This window comes from Gottfriedia sp. NPDC057948, from assembly GCF_042887255.1.
Lineage (GTDB): Bacteria > Bacillota > Bacilli > Bacillales > Bacillaceae_G > Gottfriedia.
In genome coordinates this window covers 1-16,122 of the sequence record NZ_JBHVPN010000013.1, presented here as the reverse complement: position 1 = coordinate 16,122, position 16,122 = coordinate 1, and the positions used below count along the sequence as shown (strand labels likewise).

The window sequence follows — 16,122 nt, the reverse complement described above, 5'->3', positions numbered from 1 at the left end:
AATAACCTAATGGATTTTTTCCTTCTTCGTTTCACGTGATGAAGAATGATTAAGTAGTAAGGAAATTAATTCTAATACTTTCAAACTAAGTTTTTTACTATATTACCAAAATTATGGATATAAATATAGTATTTATATTGAATTATAAAATTTTAGGCGTTTGAAAGAACTAATTTAGTTAAATTGATTTAAATAGGTATCTTCTTGGAAGAACTGAGTTGGGAGTTTATTTTCAATATCAGGATAAATAGAAAAAGAACATTATCTTAATTAATGGCAGTAAAAACCCTATATCCATAATTGGATATAGGGTTTTTGAGGTTAGGGTTCCTATTCTTAGGAAACTTATGAATGCTAAATAGGATGTGATTACAGGATTGCGACTGTAATAATAGTATTAGCAAATATTTTTTTTATATTCAAAAAGGCATGATCATGAAGGTGTATTGACTGTTTCATTAGCTGAGTATATTGATAATAAAATATTTAATGACTTATTGAAAGAGTGTCCGCTCTAGTGGCGTATGCGTATGTATTAAACAATATTTTAATTGAATATGTAAATGAAGTGAACATGGCACTAAAAACAATCAATAAAATCATTCAAGAACTATCAGCTGGACTAATATATTTTGAATACAAAATAGTATCCTTTATTGGGTACTTTTCTTTCTAATAAAAAATTGAAGCTCCTATACTCTCTGTCACAAACAGTACGTAACATGGAGCTTCAAAAAAAACGAAAGAGGAAATTATAGACCCCTTTGGATAGATCTATAATCATAATATTAAACCATAATAAAAATTATATACATACACGAAATTTGCTTACATAGAGTATCAATTCACTAAAGTTATTTAGATTGATGAGGAAGTCACTTTATCTTTAAAGTCTGAATACTAAGTCATCGTATAGATTAATATATAATTAATTTATACATATAATCATTTTTATCGTCATAATTTACATCTAACTTTTTATTGATTTTATATTCCATCAATTAATCTCGTTTTCCTACTTTTCAAAAAAATATTTCATATATTTTATCATATATGACAAAATATAATACAAAAACAATATAAACATATATCACATTTTTAAATTCATCACTATTTATATCATATTATTATATTTTAGGTACCATTCTCAAACAACATACTTATCTTAAGCTATTCCTTACGCCTTTATGGTTTAGGACTTGAACCTTATAGATTGTGTTCATACTGGGTACACATAGAAAAAGAGAAGTCGATAAACGACTTCTCTTCATTTCACGATTATTGTAATCCTAATTGAGTTAATACATCATCTAATGTAACGCCTTTATAAGCAGTTTTTGCTTTTGGCGCATTTGAAACAGTAGGATTTTTTAATCCAAAGTTTTTAACAATATAATCCATATCCTTTTTATCTACTACTTTATCAAAATTAAAATCGGCAGTTGCTTTATTAGTACCCCAATATGTTTGTACTGCCAATGCATCTAGAATATCGATTACATTATCTTTGTTTACATCTCCTGCTGATGCGGTTGGTAAATTAAAGGCTAATCTTTTTCCTACTATTTCACCACGTACATTATTGGATAATACAACTTGTTTGTTCATAGTGAAATGACCTGGTACATCAACAGTTAAGGTATAAGGTGTTACGTCAGCTTTTAGACCTTCAATGATATATTGACCACCCTTGTTTAAACTTGACGGAGATGCAGTTGATTTACCGTCATAAGAAGTAACCGTTACATTCGCCCCGACTTTACTTAGATCAATTGAATAAATAGATTGACCTGACGCATCTTTTGCTCCTTCAACTTGTACTGTCCCATCTAATCTTGAATACGTTGGTTTATATTTGATACTTTCCATGTAAGAGTAGACATTTTTAGTCTCTACATTTGATTGATCAATCGTAGAAGCTGTCATTGTAAACCAATTGAAAGCAGATCCTCCATAAAGTCCATCCGTAAACTTTTTAGCCGTTTTAAGGTCAAAATTAAATAATTGTAAGTCTTCTGGTAATGTTTTGTCACCTAAATAAGTGAAGGTAATTGTATAGTTCGTATTAGACGGACTTGTTTGAACAGTTGCTATAGAAACTTGCGCATCACCATACTGCTTCACTGCATCATTTACTACTACATTCTCAATTGAAGCTAGGTTTGGATCAACTGGTATTGTAATTTTAGATGTTTTTAAGTTTTTAACATTATTTGAACGAACACTATAATTTACTGTGTCTCCATTTGATACGATTTGTTTATTTGCCTTTAAATAGTAATAAGGTAAATTGTGATCCACAAAAACAACTCTTAACATATTAAAAGCATTTCCTATAGTGTTTCTTGCATAATCCATTCCATAAAACTGTACTTGTAAAGGTGCAGCTTGTTTTCTAACGACAAGTTTATCAGTGTAATTTCCATTTTTATCTGTATAAATTGGTGCTTTTGGCCATGGACCATTATAAAACGTAACAACTGAATTGTTTGATTGATCAACTGGGAAACCTAGTTTATTTGCTTCCTCTGTTTCAGGATCATTTAAGTTAATGTTAAAATCATATAAGAATTGTCCATTTGAATCAAATTGACTATCATTAGTTTCAATTACTTTTTGGTCTAATGAATCAAAGCTAGAAGTCATAGTTGGTGCACCTAAATCGTAAATAAAATCAGAAGACTTTGTGAATGATTTACCTTGTTCATTTGTTCCAACCAACTTTATTTTATAGCGTCCTGGTTGTGCAAATTCTGGTAGATAGCTAATCGGATTATTAGAGTCACCAGTAAATGGATAATATGTTCCCGTAAATCCTTTTGTAACATAATAAGTTTGATTTTCGTTCAGTACGATTGGACTCAACGTGCCTAATAATCCTAGGTCTTCACCTGTAGTCGCATCTTGTAAAACAACTTCTAATGTTTTCATATGTGATTTTAATGAGAATGAATACGATTCGAATGGCCAAGCATTTTCCGGCCATGCTGTATCAGTTGAAAACATTGGTAAGGCGTCAACTGAATTAATGCCTTCATTTATTACACGTCCACCAAACGGAATTTGATAAGTTTCTGATGGATCCCCCGTATTTGTGAAAGTAATATAACCTTCATATGTTCCTTTTTCTGCTGTTTTTGGAATGTTTAAGTTAAACTTAATCGATTTATGACTAGTTCCATTTAATTTAACATTTGAAGGACCTGATAGAGTTACATTGTTTTGCACTGCGTCTTTAGAACCTCTTAATCCAGTTTGGAATTTTACATCTATATTAAATGTTTTTTCTTTCTCACTGCGGTTCTTTAATGTAACAGTTCGTGAATCAGCAATATCTTGATCATCAAATCCAAAAGATCCAAAGCTCATTCCACCTGTTAATTCTTTAATTGATTCTTGTTTTCCATTTATGATTGTCGGTGTTTGATCTTCTACTTCTAATTCTACATTTGAATGAATAGCCTCGTATGCATCTACTCGGCCACTTCCTGCTTCAAATACACTATACGCTTTTGATAGTGGGTCTGCTGTATTCATTAAGATTGATTTGATATCTTCTGGTTTTAAATCTTTATTTGATTGTAGTAATAGAGCAGATACACCAGCTACATAAGGTGTTGCCATTGAAGTTCCAGATAATCTTTCATATGCATAGTTATAGTCTTCTGGTTTTGATCCATCAACGGTTTTATCGTTTACATAGAAAGGAACTGTTGAAAGAATTGATACACCAGGTGCAGTTACTTCAGGTTTAATATCATAGTTCACTCGAGTTGGACCTCTAGAACTAAATGACGCTAATTCATCTGAAGCAGTTTTTAGTTTTGTGAAATCACCAAATGTGAAGTCTGTTTTACCAGCTTTGATTGCAGCTAAAATTGTATTACCATCGTCATTTGAAACAGAGAATGCAGGAATCGCATCAATTGATTCACCAAGGAATGATTGTATTGCACCTTCTGCTTTATTTGCTTCATCGTTATACATTAACACGCCAGCTGCGCCTTTTGCTTTAGCATTTTTGACTTTGTCTATTAATGTAATCGAACCACGTTTAATAAACGCAATCTTACCAGTTAAATCCTTGCCATTAAAGTCAGCTGGCTTAGCTAGTCCAACATCAACAAGCTGATAAGTTTTTCCTTTTAAACTTGTTAAATCATCTTTATAGTTTCTTGCTAATTGTCTTACTGAGTAATTTTTACCATCTTGTACACCTGCGTATTGATAGATATCAAGTGCGATAGATGATGCACCAACTGTTAAAGCTAATGCTGCAGTACCAGGTGAACCAACCGTGTACATTTGATCCCCGCTATTACCCGCTGCAACAACAGTCGTTACACCACTTAGTACTGCATTGTTTACCGCAATTGAAGTCGCATATAGTGGGTCATTTAACGTTGCACCTAATGACATATTAATAACATCCATACCATCTTTTACAGCTCTGTCAATTCCGGCAAGAATTGCATCAGTTGTCCCGCTACCGTACGGACCAAGTACTTTGTAAGAATAAATATCAGATTCTGGAGCCGCACCAACAGTTTTATATTCACTATTCGCTTTCCCACGACCGCCAATGATTCCCGCTACATGTGTACCATGCTCAGTATAGTACGCACTGCCACTCACAATTTCTGCTTTGCCAGATTTTTTCCAATCTGCGTACGTTGTCTCCATCGGATCATTATCATTGTTTACGAAATCATATCCACCTTTATATGCATCTTTTAAATCTGGATGGTTATAGTCAATCCCTGTATCTAAGATTCCTATTTTAATTCCTTTTCCAGTCAATCCTTCTGCATGTAATCGATCTAAAGCGTCATAAGGTGTATAGTTTCCAACATTCGCTTCATCTGCTTTTAACTGATCATTTTCCTTAGGGGGATCAATTGAAAATGTATTGTTACTCCAAACTGTTTTTACTGCTTTTGATTTTAATAGGTTTTTAATTTGGTTCGCTGGTAGACTCATTGAAACACCATTAAAGGCATTCTTATATGAACGATTAATCGTATAATCTACTTTTTTAGTTTTGCCACCTTCTAATACTTGACCAACATCTTCAGCAAATGTCTCATGATCTTGATCGACTAAGTTTGCTGCTTCTTCTTCAGTTAAAGATTTACCTTCTACGCTTGCTTCAATTTGAGCAACTTTTGCAGGCTTATTTGCAAACTCAACAATGACACTAGTTTGTTCTGTTGAGTTTAAATTAATATCTGAAGAAATTTGAAGACCCGATTCTTCATTTGTCGAAAGCTGTTCAAGTGCTGCTCTTTGCTCTGTCGTTAAATTCGCTAGAATATCTTCAACATTTTTAGGACTTGCTGCTTTTGTACTATGTGTTACTTGTCCAAGTGAGCTCAGAATGAAACCCGATGTTAAAGCTAAAACGGTAAAGCTTTTTAAATACTTTTTCTCTGTCTGTTTCCCCATTTCTCTTCCTCCTAGATAGTTTACGACAAGGTAGATTTCTACATTGAAGACCAAAATTATTCTTACTTTGACAAAACTCTGGTTCATTTTCCAAAAATAAACAAACAATTTGTCTATTTATTAACTTCATTATTGAGAATTTTCACTCATTTTTCAATTGGGTTATAATTCCCCTTTGAAATGGGGATTAGCGTGTAAATCGAACAAAATTCGACGAATTTCTCGTCATTTTTTGTCTAATGTTTATAAACATTCGCATTCGTTATAAATTTTGATGTTTTGTAAAAAATTTCTTTTCTTGGTTTTAAAAAAAGTCTTTAGACAACGAATACTCGTTATCTAAAGACTTTTAATTTAACACTCGTTTCATCAATTTAAAGTTTTGCTCTACTTCAAAAGCTTTTTCATAATCTTTTTGCTCGACATAGTGTTTATATAAACTCTTTCCATATTGTTCAAAAAATGAAGTATTATTCGTAGCTATAAGTTGTGGAACGACTACTTCAGCTAAAAATTGATAATATTCACTTTGATTTTTTTTACTTTTTAATGCTAATAGTTTATATAGATTGAAATAGATTGGACAGACATTTTCAGCTAACTTCGTACCAATTTCTATTTTTTCTAAAATCTTTGCTTTACTTAATAACCTTCCATCTAAACATGCTTCAGTAAAATGATATAATCGTCTTACAAATTTTATTGACGATTTATCAGTTAGTAAAAATGCTTTTTCATAATAACTAACAGCTTGTTCATATTTCCCTTTTTTATAAAACTCTTCTCCTAGATGGAATAGAATATTTATTTTACTCTCTTGGGAACCTAAAAACATACAATTATGTATTAAATTCTTATAGTTATCAACTAAAGCTAAAAAATCCATTTCACTTTCACAATCCAATTGCATCAACATTAATAATTGAGCGTTAACTGCATTCAAATAATTAGATGTTTTATTAAAAAATTGAAGTGCTTTTTCAGCAAATTTAAATGCGGAGACCTTTGCTTTTGCATGATGATACGCTAGGGCTAAGTGATAGTAATACTCTTCATTATTATACTCTGCTATGTTAATTTGTTTTAAAAGATTCACTGCATTTTGACACTCTTCACCTTCAATTGTCCTAAAAGTATTAATACAATAAATTCCTTTAATGTGGAGAAAAAGGTTTTTTTCATAACTTGATAATGCTTGAAACTCTTTTTCTACGTATTCAATTATATTCTTAGCTTCCTTTAACATATGTTTGTGAAGATAATATCTCCCAGTTAAAAGCAAGTAGTTTGCTACATGTTTCGAGTCCATAATAAACGGATTTTGATCTAAGGCTAGTTTTATTCCTTCAATTTGTACTGTTCTTTGTGTAATGATTGCCTGATTCCAATCATTTAGTTGCTTTTCAATCAGATAGAAAGATTCAATTTCTTTATTTATATCAATTTCTAACTTTTTGGCAAACTTGTATATAATTTCTGGAGATAATGTAACATTTCCACTTTCAAACCTACTAATATATGCTTTACCACAAATACCTTCACCCAATTTAGATTGACTAATCCCTTTTTTCTCTCGATGAAATTTGATGATTTCCCCTACTGACATGTGTTTAGTAACCTCCCTCTTATAGACGATGTTCAAATTGAACAATAACGTTACGTTTATTTAGAAATTTTTCTGAATTTAAGAAAGCGCTTAATAAATCGAACGATTTGATTCAACATCTGTACATATTATTTTTGTCATTTACATGTTCTCGATTGAAAATTTAGAATTATACTATTTTATTAAGGCCCATTCTATAATTGCAAAATGATCAAGTAAATTTACATTTTTTAAATATAACTTCACGATTTGTGAAGTAAAAAGTAAAAACTGAAACAAAAATACTATTTTAAAAAAGTTCTTTTCGTGTACGAAAGCATAAAGGTGGTCAATTTAATGCATTTAGAAAAACTAGAAATTTTTAGTGGAAGTGGCTAAAACAGGGACGATTTCAATCTAGAGAAAGAGCTAGGAATTAAAGAAAATACAACTGAGCGTACAATCGATACTGTTAAAAAGAATCAAGTAGACATTGGATTATCTGTCTTTATGAAGGAATTTCAAAAGAATTAGAGGGGTTTAATTGCGAAGTAACGGTTCTTGCATAATCCATTCCATAAAACTGAACATGTAAAGAGACTTATCTAGCGTAAATAACACTCGCCAATTGGGAACTTTAGAACGATGACAGAGGCGCAGATGCACTTATACTTAATTACTAAAATTTGCAGCGTCGAGTCCCCTTCGTCGCTGCAAATTAATAATTTCTTAAATGTAAAAAGTGTAGGGAAAATATTCCCTACACTTTTTTTATATCCTTATTGCTGTACTGTAACTGTTTGTGGCTTGGTTGTTACTTTAAATCCATCTCTACTAGTTACATCCGCATATATTGTATACGCACCATTTGGAACATCTACTTCTGGAGTCCATTTTAAGTGGATTTCATTTTTATTTGCTACGTCAAACGAATCAACTACTTGACCGTTAGCATCTTTCACATAAATTTTCCAATTTACATCATTACTTGCAAATCCACTGATTCCTGCAGGAGTTTTTGCATTTACATTTTTGTATGGATAGACATTAAAATTGCTAACAAGCATTCCTACAGTAATATAAGAAGGATCACCCCAAACTGTGTAACTGTGGTTATGTGCATAGTCTGCTCCTAATACTACTACGCCTTTTGGCTCTTCGTTTACTAGAGTAGATTTTGCACCTTGTGGTAATGACTTATATTTTCCATTATACCAAATGATTGCTCCGTTATAACCACTTCCACTATCAGTTGCATTGAACGAGATTTCATATTGGCCATCTTTAGGCGTTACTTTAATATCAGATACCACAGGAGCAACTGAGTCAATATGAAATGGAAGTTTGACAATTTGTGGCTTCGCATCTTTATAATCAAGTACCGTTTTGATGACATAGTTATAAACGCCATCATTCACTAATTGTCCATTTTGATCCTTCAAATCCCAACCGTATCCAGTATACAAATAGTCACGGTATGACATAATATTTTTACGGAATTTCCAAGGCTGACCAGAACCAGTGTATTCACTAAAGTCACCTAAATATTGAATTAAATTACCTTTTTGGTCTTCTACATACATTTCTGCCTTCTCTAGGTTACGTAGTACAGTAAATGATGGATACACTTCTTTCAATGGAGTGTTTGGAGACATTACGATACGATCCATATTAAATCTTCCTGTGTATGGATCATAGCCTAATGGGAATACGCCTTCTGCTCCAATTTCATCATTCCAAAGCGTTGTATAACCTAAGAATGCATCTTTATCAAATGCTGCGGGATCAATGTTTTGTGGCTGATCCCATTCGCCATAATATCCCATGTAAGGAACTGATAACGGTACTGCTGAATCACTATTATTTCCAGAAGGAACTAGACGTACGTATCCCTCAACAAAAGAACCGTCTTTTAAGCTTGATGGAAGTTGAATCTGAACATCAAGATTTTTTTCTTGACCCGGTTTAATTTTTAATGTCTTTCCTTCTGTGCTTGTTACTGTTTCACCATTTACAGTTGCCGTAGCACCTTGGATACGCTCACTTTTTAATGTTAAATATTCTTTTGAATCTAATTTCCCATCATTGTCTAGGTCAAATTCCTTTGTTTCTCTGCCATCTGTAAATACATCTACATACACTTGATACTCTAAATCCTTAACATTCAGATTTTGAAGCGCTTCTGCATTTAATTTGAAGTGTATGTTATCAGTTTTAATCTCTTTTAACGCTACCGCTCCTGCTTGCTCTAAAGGAGTATCTTTTCTTGTAACGACAACAGGTGTTTTAATCGCATTTTGAATTTGCATTAAACCTGATCCTTGAACACGTGGTGAATATGGCACTTCATTATTTGTACGTGGATCTTGTACTAGTTTAGCAGTGTTCATTAAAGCAATTTTCGCTTTTAACGCTGTATCTTCTGAATGTTGTAAGCCTTTTTCATAAAGCGATTGTAATACTAAAGCCGAACCACCAGCAACATGTGGAGTTGCCATTGATGTACCGCTCATAACTTCATATCCATTGTTTGGTACAGTAGAGTAAATATTACCTCCTGGTGCAGATAGTTCAGGTTTAAAGTCTAATGTGTGTGGCGCACCATATGATGAGAAGTATGACATTTTGTTCTTATTTGGATTATCAACATATACCCCTTTAGACGGCTTCATTTTTACAATATACCCGCTTTTTAACTTCGAAATTAATGCATCACCGTTCGCTTTACTTGTCGTAGCTGCTTGTGGAAATGTTGAGAGATTACTCCAATAAACTCTCGGGTAATCAATATCCTCATTTGCAGGGACAAGGAGAATCGCTTTTGCGTTCTTCTTTTTCGCTTCAGTTTGAATATAAGTGTAAGTACCATACTTTACATTTGGTTTTGCTACGACAATTTTACCTGTTAAATCAGGAAGATTTTTAAAATCGGCTGTTCTACCTTCTCCAACATATACCATTTGATATGATTCTAATGGTGATAATACTTTTGACAGGTTAAAGTTATATTGTGTTTGATCTTGATATGGGAGCTGCATTCCATTTTCTTCTTGTAGCGTACTCATATGTATACTTGTATTTTCATATGAAGCAACAGAAATAGCATAAGGGCTTACTCCAGGCTCGCCAACTGTTCCAATATCTGGATTTTCAGCATATGGCTTTAAAGAAGATTGTAGCAAATTATTTTGTGTACTATAAGCAGAGTTTCCTCCTGCTACCACTACAAGTGTACCTTGTTCAGTCGCTTCACGAATCGCTTTTTGAACTGGATCATCGACCTCACTAACAAATCCTGAATCAGTACCTAAACTCATATTAATGACATCTGCTCCCATTGTTACCGCATGTTCAATTCCAGCAATAATATCGTCTTCATACGCCCCATTTGCTTTATCAGAGAATACTTTCTCTGCTAATAGCTGAACGCCTGGAGCAATACCTTGCACACCATCATTTGATTCATCACCGTTTGCACCAACTGTACCTGCTACGTGCATACCATGCGAATTCCCTGCACTGTGTGGAATTACGTCTGTATCGTGATCTGCCCAGTCATATCCAGTTGGAACTTTATCACTATACCAAACATCAGGGGCACTCGTTTGATCAAGCTTACTTTGAATAGTTTCTTTCGTCCACTTTTCTTTTGATTTACCTTTTTCAGTGATTGTCATGTCTTTATGTGTATAGTCAATACCTGTATCGACAATTGCTACTAACAATCCTTCACCTTGGTATCCATAACTTTGCCATACCTTTTGAGCTTGTACTAATTCTTTACTTGCACCCATTGTAGGTTGGAACTTTCTTGCGATATGTACATTCGTAACGCCTGGCGTTGCTTCAATATCCTTTAGGTTACGATATTCAGTTTCCATACTAAAACCATTAAAGCCTTCATAGAAACGTTGGTTAATTTTAGGAACTGATCTTTCCTTCGAAATTTGTGAGATTACTTGATCTTGCTTTTGTCTATAACGAGTTCTTTTAGTTTGACTAGAAGTATCTGTAGTTGTAGGTTCCTCAACTTCAACAATTACACGTACCTTATCATTTTGTTGATAAGCTTGAGCATTTTTTAAATCTTTATAGCCAAATGGATCTACAGCATCTTCCGCAGTTTGCTTCTGATCTTCATCAAAAATCTTTTGACCCTGTTTTACAATTTCATCTACACTTGGAGCTGGAACTTGATTTTCATCTGTTCCTTCTGCAAATCCAGTCGATGAAAATAACATTGTTGCTAACGTCGTTGTTGCAAGTACTTTGTAAGGAAAACTTCTTCTGCTCATTCTTGATTCTCCATCCCTTCTAGATTAAGACAAAAAAATAATTCTATTAATCTATTAATTACTAATAGCAAAATAGAATACTAGATTTATTATAATTGGATTAATTACACTAACCTATTGGGTTATCTGTCGGGACTTTCAAACTATCTAATTAATAAGACTGTTAATTTTCTTTGTAATAAAACAGATGAAATAGTCAATTTTAGTCGAATATTTTTTTAATGTACGTATTAAGTTTATAAACTTATCAAATTCTGGCAGTACCTTATATATAAACTAGTTAAAAAATTATTTGAGAATCACACTGCTTAAACAGTTCCCAAAAGTTCGTTTAGGGATTACTCTAAATGAACAAATTTCTAAAAAAAAACGCCTCAAGGCGACCTCGTTTGCTTTTAGATACATTTTGATCGTTTTCTACCTGTGTTACTTTAATAGATATACAAGATGCAAATAAGTATATTTCACATTCTTAAGAAGTAAACCTCGTAGTCCTTATAAATAAAAAATGGCCTTCATTACATATGAAAAGGTCATTTTTTTGATTAAACTTAATTTCCTGTTTAAGTGCTTTAACAAACAATTTGGTTTTGATGTAGAAAGGTGATCAAATAATTTTACAAAATCGTTACTTTCTATCTCTAATTCTTCATTAAAAATAACTTTTTGCGTGTTTATGAGCATAGAAAAATAGGCCTCAGGTACACCTGAACCTTGTATATTGTCGGCATAAGAACTATCCGACTAACTTAACATCATCAATCTTCCGGCCTTGGTCTTTTACATAAATCAATGATAATTTCTCATTTTTAAAAAGGCATCCATTAAGATTGATTCAAACAAGGCCATAAATGAACTTAAAAGAATAATAAATGCAGAATGACAATGGAACCCAGTTGTAGTAACATATACATTTCCAGTTGTAATTAATCGAATAAAGAAATAAATAGCGACAAACCAATAAAAGTATGCATTAATAGCGATTAATCTTTTCAAGATTATGCTCCTTTTAATATTTACCATCAAGGATTGAGTACTTTATTTTTATTTTGGGTATTATTTTTATTAAATATTTCCCTTACTATTAAATATTTATTCAAGGTGGCTTTAGCTCTTTATATACTTATCTGTTAAGCAGTGATACTTTCAAGAGTCTGGAGTTTTTGATTCATCCCTCGTTTTTACTGTCTCTCCAACTGTCTCCTTTTCATTTTTCACCATCTAATAACTTTGCCTTGAACATCTCAACAAGTACCTCAAGTAGTTATCTGTGTATCTTTCTTGAAGAGTTCATCTTGCAATTCCTTGATTTGAATCTCCTTACTTATAAGGTCTTGCACCATTAAAGTGAATGTATCTTCCATAGTAAAGGTTTTCATCTAAATCTAACCTCTAAACTGTTTTTTCAAAATACTAATATTATAAAACCTTCTAAATATTTCAGAATAGCCTGTAAAATTTCTTAACAAAAAATCGAATAAAGTTATAAGTATTTCTTATATCACTAACTTCTTTAACGCCTTTTGTTTAGGTAAAAAATTTCCCAATCATAATCAATATTTTCCTTATTATATCAATTAGACATTGAGGGAAAAATTATCATAACTGAAAAAATAATTTATGTCACAGTTATGGAGAAAAACATGCCAAATAAAAAAGATGATAAACAATTAACAATTAATGAAAAATGGGAAAAAGACGGAATTCCGAAGGTAACAAAAGCAACTAAAGAAGACCTTGCAATAATAGCTTGGTATGAAGAACAAAAAAAGAAAGGTAATAAGAAATGACTTGGTCATGAAAAAGTCTTGAGTTTGATTGTAAAGTGAATATGAATAAACTAGTATTTGAAGTAACGCGTCAATATGGAATTGTGATCCAATAGGCGAAGAATAACATGCGAGATGCCATGACTAAAATATTGTATAAAGGCTCTGTAGAATACCAGAAAAGTAAGGGTGAATGGTATGTAGCAAAAATAATTTGGGCAGACTCTACTAACCTTTAATTTTTCTAATCATTATAAACACTCTCCTTGATTATCAATATTTTTGGGACGCTTATCATGACACAAAATAAAACAAGCAACGTGTTAATGTGCAATGAACAATGAAAGTAAAAAAGCGGACCGTAAATGGTCCACTTTCTTTTCTATCATTAAGTAGTTATTTATCAATTATTTTACGTTTCACACTTGTTGTATTTCCAGCACGATCTTGAAAGCTATAAATTAATGTGTAAGTATCTTTTTCTTTGTATTAACAACACCTGTTATTTTGATTAGTTTTGTGTGTCACTATCTACATTACCGAAGGTACTTTTATGGAGCTCCGCTTTCTTATAAAACGTGTTTTACATGGGCGATAGAAAACAATATAAGTACCTCTTCCCTCGAGAGGGATGACAAAATCTCACCCTCCCGTGGCTTGAATAATTACCATATTCCGAACTAATTCAGACGAACCTTCTCCATTAGTTTCATAAAAAAGAGATCACTTTTGACAATCTCATTGTGTAACTAAAGCATCCGTTTTTCCCGAAGACATTTCAATTGAAGACCATTAACGAATTATATTGGATTCAGTTCCTACCGCAATGACAAACTGTCCCGTACTTAATGCGATTTGGCATAAATCTTTTAAATCATCAACAAATTCTCTTACTTTCCGATCATCTCGTTCATCTTCTGTATGCGTATGGAGTAACTTTTCAGAGACCTGGATTAATGTATTTATTTCTTGAACGTTGTATTTCTTTTTCGAATAGCTCCCTAATTGAAGCAGCAAATTAACATGTTGATCATCCATTGGTGATTCACGACGAGAACGATAGTATTCCATCACACTGATATGATGGCGCGGATTGTCTTCCAATAGAATATATTCATCCGATTTAGACAATTCTTGAAACGTATTGGCCACAAAGAAATAAACTCCTATCGGGTCACAACCTTGTGCGCTTCTTAAATGGTGCTCGCACACCTTTGCTTTTCTCCAAAGCGCTTTATAGTTTATAATGTCGGTTTTACATTTTTCACATTCGTGATATGCGCTGATTAACGCTTTTTTCGCTTCAATTTCCTTAGGGGTTTGCCTATTAATAATTCTTTTTTCACTATACATAATGTAATACTTGTTAAAATTTCTTCTTGATTCGGCTAAACCAGAATTGCCATTTGGATCCACATCTTCAAAACGATCAAAACTATCACCAAACGGCAAATCTTCCCAATTGCAAAGCATACAGATATCGCAAGCAGCACGCTCCACTAATGTTGGGTAACCACAGCAAGGACAAATTCCACGATTCATGTTACACCCTCCTCATCATTTCACTCATCATTTCATCTACTTCTCTTGGACTGATTCGATCTAAACTACACTAAAGACCACTCTCTTTTTTTAAAGGACTGGGACTATTTGTAGTGTAATTGCATTTTAGAGCTACTATATAAACTGGGAAAACACGTTACTCGTATCAATTTTCACTTATTAAAACTAACAATCTTTTAAACTAATAAAAAAGTGCAAGAAATTTTTACATCCCTACACTTTTCTTAATTGATTAATTATTTTTGTGATGCAGTTATAGTTTTTGGACTTGTCGTAACTTTAAAGCCTTGTTTACTAATCACTTCTACTGATACTGTATTCGTACCATTAGGTTGGTATTATAAAAGGTTTCCTTTTTTGACACATATTAAGCTTTTACTTTTGAGGAAGATTCATATAAATCTACTGCTTCATTTACTGTGAATCTTTTATGAACGATGGAATGTATCGCTTGGATCATTGCAAGAGGATGCTGAGATTGCCAAATATTTCTTCCCATATCCACCCCAGCTGCACCTTGCTCCATAGCATTATACGTAATTTCTAGTGCTTCACGAATTGTATCAAATTTTGGGCCACCTGCAATAACTATAGGAACCGGGCACTTACTCGTTACCTGTTCAAAGTCGTCGCAGTAATAAGTCTTAACAATATCGGTACCCATTTCAGCAAGAACTCTTGAAGCTAATGCTAAGAACCTGGCATCCCGTTTTTCAAGCTCTTTTCCGACGGCAGTAATTCCAAGTACGGGTATTCCGTAATCATGAGCATCAGTAACAACTTGAGCAAGATTTGTTACTGTTTGAGTTTCATAGTCAGATCCAATAAAAACCGAAACTCCCACACCAACAACATTATGGCGAATTGCTTCTTTTATTGAAGTAACGATCGTTTCATTCGCTAGATCCTTCCCTAACGTTGTAGGACCGCCCGAAACACGAAGAACCATTGGTTTTTCCGTATTTTTCGGAATACATGCTGCAAGTGTACCTCTTGTTAAATATAGTGAATCCGTGTATGGAAGTAAGTCTCTGACAGTTTCCTCAGGCTTTTCTAAACCTCTTATTGGCCCTAAGAAATAGCCATGATCTATCGCAAGCATTACTGCCCTCTTATTTGGTAATATTTTGTTTAATCGATTTTGAAATCCCCAGCTCACTACTATCTATTCACTCCTTAACTTGATTTCTGGATTCTTTATATTAACAACATCTCTTTCCAAAATATGCGGAGATTTAATGAAGAGGGCTTTAAAGGTTTTGTCAGTTTGATTGATAAGGTAATGAGCATCGCCTGGGCGGCATTGAATCATATCACCTGGTATTGTAGGAACTTTATTACCATTAATATAGAAATCTATCTGCCCTTCGAGGATATAGAAAATTTCTTCGCAAACTGTATGATAATGGTTTTGGAAGTCTTGACCTGGTTTCAATACAACCACACCAATATCTACGTTCGGACC

General features: G+C 33.0%; 8 protein-coding genes. 1 reads left to right on the top strand and 7 read right to left on the bottom strand.

The genetic code is table 11. The annotated features are described in order from the left end of the window. Window positions 1-1,278 precede the first annotated feature (1,278 nt). From ACFVRR_RS17265 to ACFVRR_RS17250, 4 genes are all read right to left on the bottom strand, one after another. On the bottom strand, window positions 1,279-5,445 hold the full coding sequence (locus tag ACFVRR_RS17265; protein ID WP_387331078.1) for a S8 family serine peptidase: 4,167 nt from the start codon (window positions 5,443-5,445) through the stop codon (window positions 1,279-1,281). A 349-nt stretch (window positions 5,446-5,794) separates the two neighbouring features. Continuing rightward, window positions 5,795-7,051, bottom strand: a complete 1,257-nt coding sequence (locus tag ACFVRR_RS17260; protein ID WP_387331076.1) for a helix-turn-helix domain-containing protein — start codon at window positions 7,049-7,051, stop codon at window positions 5,795-5,797. Between the two features lie 758 nt (window positions 7,052-7,809). Continuing rightward, window positions 7,810-11,325 (bottom strand): S8 family serine peptidase, encoded by a 3,516-nt coding sequence (locus tag ACFVRR_RS17255; protein ID WP_387331073.1) that lies wholly within the window; start codon window positions 11,323-11,325, stop codon window positions 7,810-7,812. Window positions 11,326-12,114: 789 nt separating this feature from the next. Next, complete coding sequence (locus ACFVRR_RS17250) at window positions 12,115-12,321, bottom strand: hypothetical protein (RefSeq protein ID WP_387331071.1); 207 nt, start codon at window positions 12,319-12,321, stop codon at window positions 12,115-12,117. Between the two features lie 647 nt (window positions 12,322-12,968). On the opposite strand from ACFVRR_RS17250, the gene ACFVRR_RS17245 reads away from it, so the two are divergent. After that, on the top strand, window positions 12,969-13,115 hold the full coding sequence (locus ACFVRR_RS17245) for a hypothetical protein (RefSeq protein ID WP_387331068.1): 147 nt from the start codon (window positions 12,969-12,971) through the stop codon (window positions 13,113-13,115). Between the two features lie 771 nt (window positions 13,116-13,886). Here ACFVRR_RS17245 and ACFVRR_RS17240 read toward each other — a convergent pair. The 3 genes from ACFVRR_RS17240 to ACFVRR_RS17230 all read right to left on the bottom strand — a co-directional run. Beyond that, window positions 13,887-14,636, bottom strand: coding sequence for a CPCC family cysteine-rich protein (locus ACFVRR_RS17240; RefSeq protein ID WP_387331065.1), 750 nt, complete (start codon window positions 14,634-14,636; stop codon window positions 13,887-13,889). A 388-nt stretch (window positions 14,637-15,024) separates the two neighbouring features. Then, the gene (gene lsrF, locus ACFVRR_RS17235) at window positions 15,025-15,816 is read right to left on the bottom strand and encodes a 3-hydroxy-5-phosphonooxypentane-2,4-dione thiolase (RefSeq protein WP_387331062.1); all 792 of its coding nucleotides are present in this window, start codon (window positions 15,814-15,816) and stop codon (window positions 15,025-15,027) included. A 6-nt stretch (window positions 15,817-15,822) separates the two neighbouring features. Next, window positions 15,823-16,122, bottom strand: a 300-nt coding sequence (locus ACFVRR_RS17230; RefSeq protein ID WP_387329247.1) for a cupin domain-containing protein, incomplete at its 5' end; no start/stop codon positions are given.

What these genes read in the sequence shown, in the direction of transcription:
- ACFVRR_RS17260 (WP_387331076.1), bottom strand. Translation starts at nt 7,051, where the DNA reads ATGTCAGTAGGGGAAATCATCAAATTTCATCGAGAGAAAAAAGGGATT.
- ACFVRR_RS17245 (WP_387331068.1), top strand. Translation starts at nt 12,969, where the DNA reads ATGCCAAATAAAAAAGATGATAAACAATTAACAATTAATGAAAAATGG.
- ACFVRR_RS17255 (WP_387331073.1), bottom strand. Translation starts at nt 11,325, where the DNA reads ATGAGCAGAAGAAGTTTTCCTTACAAAGTACTTGCAACAACGACGTTA.
- ACFVRR_RS17240 (WP_387331065.1), bottom strand. Translation starts at nt 14,636, where the DNA reads ATGAATCGTGGAATTTGTCCTTGCTGTGGTTACCCAACATTAGTGGAG.
- ACFVRR_RS17265 (WP_387331078.1), bottom strand. Translation starts at nt 5,445, where the DNA reads ATGGGGAAACAGACAGAGAAAAAGTATTTAAAAAGCTTTACCGTTTTA.